Annotated in this window: 5 protein-coding genes; 1 reads left to right on the top strand and 4 read right to left on the bottom strand. The window is 41.4% G+C overall.

The window, feature by feature from the left end:
• Positions 1-298: 298 nt before the first annotated feature.
• The 3 genes from RYZ26_RS19680 to RYZ26_RS19670 all read right to left on the bottom strand — a co-directional run bounded on the left by RYZ26_RS19680 (position 299) and on the right by RYZ26_RS19670 (position 3870).
• Positions 299-1927 carry a hypothetical protein gene (locus RYZ26_RS19680; RefSeq protein ID WP_317684964.1) on the bottom strand — a complete coding sequence of 543 codons (1629 nt, stop codon included), beginning with the start codon at positions 1925-1927 and terminating at the stop codon, positions 299-301.
• 77 nt (positions 1928-2004) lie between these two features.
• Positions 2005-2922, bottom strand: a complete 918-nt coding sequence (locus tag RYZ26_RS19675) for a hypothetical protein (RefSeq protein ID WP_317684963.1) — start codon at positions 2920-2922, stop codon at positions 2005-2007.
• Between the two features lie 15 nt (positions 2923-2937).
• On the bottom strand, positions 2938-3870 hold the full coding sequence (locus RYZ26_RS19670) for a helix-turn-helix transcriptional regulator (RefSeq protein ID WP_317684962.1): 933 nt from the start codon (positions 3868-3870) through the stop codon (positions 2938-2940).
• Between the two features lie 264 nt (positions 3871-4134).
• Here RYZ26_RS19670 and RYZ26_RS19665 point away from each other — a divergent pair, with 264 nt between their 5' ends.
• The gene (locus RYZ26_RS19665; protein WP_317684961.1) at positions 4135-4500 is read left to right on the top strand and encodes a helix-turn-helix domain-containing protein; all 366 of its coding nucleotides are present in this window, start codon (positions 4135-4137) and stop codon (positions 4498-4500) included.
• A 2-nt stretch (positions 4501-4502) separates the two neighbouring features.
• On the opposite strand, the gene RYZ26_RS19660 is transcribed toward RYZ26_RS19665, so the two are convergent.
• The gene (locus tag RYZ26_RS19660; RefSeq protein WP_317684960.1) at positions 4503-5096 is read right to left on the bottom strand and encodes a YagK/YfjJ domain-containing protein; all 594 of its coding nucleotides are present in this window, start codon (positions 5094-5096) and stop codon (positions 4503-4505) included.
• Between the last annotated feature and the right edge of the window lie 92 nt (positions 5097-5188).

Genomic DNA, 5188 nt, shown 5'->3' with positions numbered 1-5188 from the left:
TTCATACTTGGGCAACATCAGCCCTATGAAGTTTGAAATGAAGGCTGCATGACAGAGTAAAGTATCCTCCACTTTAGTGCAGCGGGTCCAAAAGCACATCACAATAGAGAAAAGTATGGAAACCTTCTTAAAACACATTATTCCCTCTCCAAAATAAGACAAAACTAATCCAGTTTATGGCTAACGACATGGCGACGACAAAATTGCGTCACCCCATAGACCGCAAAACCAGTTACTACGACAAATCCAACAAAACGGTACATGACACACCTCCTTTGTGGCGTATGTTAGAAAATCATCACGTAAGATGAAGTGATTCGGGACCATCAAAAAATTTTGCATCTTCCAGTCCCTGTTCGTATTTCAGGTGAACGACTTCAGAGAGCCTATCTGAAATTTGCTTCTGCTTATTTTTAGCCTGAACGTTAAACAGGTCGATTTCATCAAGAAGATAGACAACACCAGCAACGCTAACCCCTGTTATGAGACCAACAGCAATAATCGAGACATAATCAGCAAGTGGCCCTAATGGAGCAAGGTAAGATGAAATCGCTTCCTCAATGGCAATGCCCCCGGCAGTCACCAAACCGGATGCTAGAATTTTCAATGCAGCGTCGGCAGCTTCAGCTAGCGTCATCCCCTTTTCAGGAAAGACTAATGTTTTTACGGCTCGATAAAGGGACATGACGCCCTCTCTGATCATTCGGACAAGTCTTGCTGCTGTCGTTGCAAAAGCATTAATCAGAACGGTGATAAGATTAGAAAAGAAACCACTTATAAAGCCGTCTTTTAGTGCGTAAGCTGCATCCTTCCATTTACTTTGGACACGTTCTGCGACACGTTTTAGCCGAGTTTTCAGAACAGCAAGAAACTTGTCATCTACCGATCCTTTGAAGCCGTTTTTCCATACGTCTTTAACTTCAACAAAGGTGGCGCGGATAAATTCTTCCATCAAACCCCCGAGTGCTTGCTGTAAAGCCATTTTACCGCCGTCTTTCGCACTCGTATAAGCAGCGTTCTTGATGAACTTTCCGCTAGTATAATAAGCCATGTTGTAAGCTCTATCTTGAGCAGATTTAGCATTTTCCCCATGCGCTCGAATTGCTTCGGGGTCAGTTTCGTCTAACGTTTTAAGCTTAGTTAATTCCTTTTTCTCTTTATCTGATAGTTCATCACGAGAACTTAATTCGTCAATTCGAGCTTTTCGTTTAGCTGCATTTTTTTCAAGCCATCTCGCAAAATCTTCAGGAGATTTTGCTTTTTTTGAGCGATTTATAGATGCTGCCGTTGGAACAAGGTTTTCATGGATATTGGCAGATTCTTGAGTGGTCTTTTCTGCTAAAACTCTGGCGGGGTCATCATGTGTTTGTTTAGCAGATATGATGTGATCGAGATCAACTGCATCGCGACTTGTTCTAGTCGCATCTGCATATGCATCTTTCACTCCACCGTTTTGGCGGGCTTCAGAATATTTTTTATTAGTTTCTTTGTATGCGTCATCCGAATGAACAATATTTTTTACGGTTTCTTTATGAGGTTTCGTTTTATCATCATATTCTCCTCTTTTTGCATAAGTGTTCTTTTCTTTATCTGTTGCATAGACCCCTTTTCTGGCATTGTGGATCGTATCAACGTTTCCGCCATCTTTGTCTTCAAATAATACACGCGCTATACCAAACGGGCGGACAACCGCCCCAAGGCAGTTTCGTTGACAAGACTCAATGAGGGCATCAATTTTCTCAGAATTTAACTGGCCTTCAATTTCACTGAGAATTGTTTCAATATCTCTATCAACTTGACCCGCTTCTTCAAAACGGAGGGAAACGTCAGATAGGATCCTCTCAGGACTTTTCTTTACATCCTTCAAATGCGTTACATTCTCAGGCAAAGTTTTCTTTTCTTCTTGCGGTGTTTTTGAATAATCCATGTGGTCATTCTCCGATCATAGGAGTTAATTTCATCATTTTCTTCATAATGCCGATAAGCACCTCCTGAGCTTAACTCTCAGGCAACATTGCTCTTTTCAGACTCTTTCTTGAATTCTTCCCATTGTGCCAAATAGGTCGTTTCTTCTTCGGATACATAGCCATCTGCACCACTGATAGCCGTTAAAAGATCATCAATGACGGGCCATGAAGAAGGGCCTAGTTTCTCCACATAAATCATTGCTTCATCAAATGTTGGCTGATGTTGTGTTATTTGATTAAGAGCATTTTCAATTTTTGTGGGAAGTTTTACTGCAGATAACCCTAGAATGTGTTTTTTCAGAGCGTCTTTTTCATCGTCATCAAAGTTCCCATCACAGGACGCAATAGACACGCCAACAGCATAAAGGCACACAATAAATTCATTTGTCTTATTTTGCTCTTCAAAGACTTCCCTAGCCTTTGCGAGATGGTTTTGCAGTGTCAGGATATTGGCAGCCTGAGTATGTTCAGACACATTCCCCTCAGCAGATACATTCTCTTTGGAAGACGTCTTCAATCCTTCTGATAAATTGTGACATGCGTTAGCAAATGCGTCTAAAGTTTGTGCAGTTCTGGATTTTGCCTTTTCATAAGTATTGGCGGCACGATCCTTTAAGGTTGGATCATCTTTAACGTAAATTAAACGTAAAACACCATTGATTGGTCGTTTAAGAACCTCATAGTCCGGATTTAAAGTTATAAGGTTATGTGCTGCTATAGCTGTTGCAGTTGCCACACTGACAATATGGGGCAATAATATCGCCGCCGCACGACCTTTGGTATAGACCCGAGATGTCATCCCCTCAGCTCCAATTGTACGCTCTACAAACAGAATTGCTTCTGACATTCTTTTTTGACAGGCACCAATCTCAAAACTTTGGTGTTCCTTAATTGCTTCAACAATTGCTTCCTTGTCGTCAAATGAGATCGTTTTAAACTCTTGTTGTCCTGACATCGATTTCCCTTTGTCTTAACGCTGTGATTTAACAATATGAGCGAGGTCTCCAAAACTCATCACCCAGGCATTCAATTCTCTTTCGCTGGTTGTCGTCACGGCCAGCGTCAAACTTCCATCATCGTGTTCATCAATTTCTTGATCCTCACTCCAGATGCGGTCTTGCACATAATCCGCCGCTTGCGGCGCAATATGGACGTGCATCCTTTTAGGCGGGTGCCAATCAAGACCAAAGTGACATGCGTCACCCTCGGCAGCATTAAAGGTAAAACGCTCACCAGTAAGTTCGATTTCAGAAATTCGATGGATTGAAAATGTGGTTGGTCGCTCTCTTACAAGTGATCCAGCGCCCAGCGTGTAACCCAGCACATACATTGAGCCGTTCATCACAAGAATACGGCCCGCTGCATACCTGTACTCAGAGGCTTTCTTGCGCCCGTTTGCCTTATAAATTACCTTGCAAGCCTGACGTGTCCGAATGGCTTTACGCAAACTGGCTATTGTTTCAAAGTGTGGAGTGTATTCAATATACCCTTTACTTCTAAAACCAATTGGGATGTCCTGTGCACTGCGTTCCCCCAAGGTTAAAGCAAGAAACGTTAGCGTATCGTCCATACGTTTAAGAGCTTTTTCGGGCAACGATGATGAAGCTATGTCGCGAAATGTTGAAAGGAAATGTAGTTCTTCAAAAGAAAACCCAAGGCTTCGCTTCTCGCTGCTGGTTTTAAGCTGATAGAAGCGTTTTTTTCCATCGAGGCCTTTTTCAACATAGGCATCTTTCCCCAAATGAGGTTCAATTTTATCAATCAAACGACTAACTGTTTGTGGTGAACATTCCAGCTTTTCCGCAATATCAGCTTGGAAATGACGTCGTCCATCACCAGTAAGAAGTTGATATACAATCAACAACTTATCACCCGGTAATGCTTCACTCTTTTTTGACGGCATAAATAACCTTAAATTTTAAAAATCTATATAACGCTACTTTTGACATTCATTATTTAAATTGCAATTAAATAATTAATTACATTTTAAAATGCATTTGAAATGATCATAAAACCTCATCCCCCCAGATTTTGACAGATAAATGATTTTTTTCATTTCAGATGCAAGACAACCTTTTCAGGAAAAATAATTTTGCATTATTATTTTTAATAATTTACGAAGTTCACTTCATAGTCAATAGCCATTTCACGAATTAGAATTCAGGCTATGGCAATGGACTTGAAGCATAGTTTAGGAGCTCGGATTAGAGCATTCCGGCAGTTACGTAACCTGACTCAGGAACAGGTCGCGACTGAAGTAGAACGCACACCTGAAGCCATCTCAAACATTGAAAGAGGGCGAAGTTTACCGTCTCTGGAAACTCTGGAACGATTGGCCCGTTCCATGAATATTCCTCTTGCTGAGTTTTTCGAAGAAGAACGGACAGGCCTAACCCGACAAAGGATAGAACAAGAGGCAAAACTGCGCCTCCTGTCCCAGTCTTTAGGTGATGAAGACCTTGAGATTGCCCTTGGTCAGGCTGAGGTCTTACATAAGGTCCGCTCAGGTTCTGACCTGCCCAAAAGTAGATAAGTTCAAGTTTTCTTGATCTGAGAGGTAAATACCTCACGTACTCTGTGGGGAGCCCTTCCCTTTCCTGCTTCTTTATTCAAATATGATGCGTGTTGCTCGACAATTTCTTTGGCTTTTTCAAATTTCGTAGTTTGCCTTTCAAGCTCTTCTCCTGTGGCCTTGGAGGAAGGGCGATATATCATTCGCAAGGGGTAATTCTGATATTCCGGTTTAGGCGTACAGTAATTAACCAAGCCCTCCATATTGTACCCAACGATACCATTCCAGATTTTACAACATTGTTTCTGAACATGACGCACTGAACGCACCTTGTCCCCATCCAAAAATAACATAACGTGATAATGAGGGTTATTGCTGGTTACTTGTTCGCGAACTGTGTGATAATAGGCACGAATCCCTTGGTCCCGATAATGTTGACAAATATTCTTATGAAATTTTGAAATTTCTTTATTTTGACCATCATGGATATACCCCTTCTGAAACCGTAGATCGATACGAACTGGGAGAAGTCTTCGATGTTGATCTATTGCACCATTTAAGAGTTTTCTGGAATTGATGTCGAATAAACGAGTTCTGTTTTGGTCTGATTTACGCATGTCTTAGGTCCTGTTGACAAAGTGGATTTACAAATTGCGTAGAATGTGATTCAAGACTTCTTTTTATGAGGAGAAGTCTATGCGTAATTTGA

This window comes from Terasakiella sediminum (assembly GCF_033100395.1).
In the GTDB taxonomy this organism is placed as follows: Bacteria; Pseudomonadota; Alphaproteobacteria; order Rhodospirillales; family Terasakiellaceae; genus Terasakiella.
Note: the sequence above shows the minus strand (reverse complement) of the source record. Positions and strands in the feature narration are given on the sequence as shown.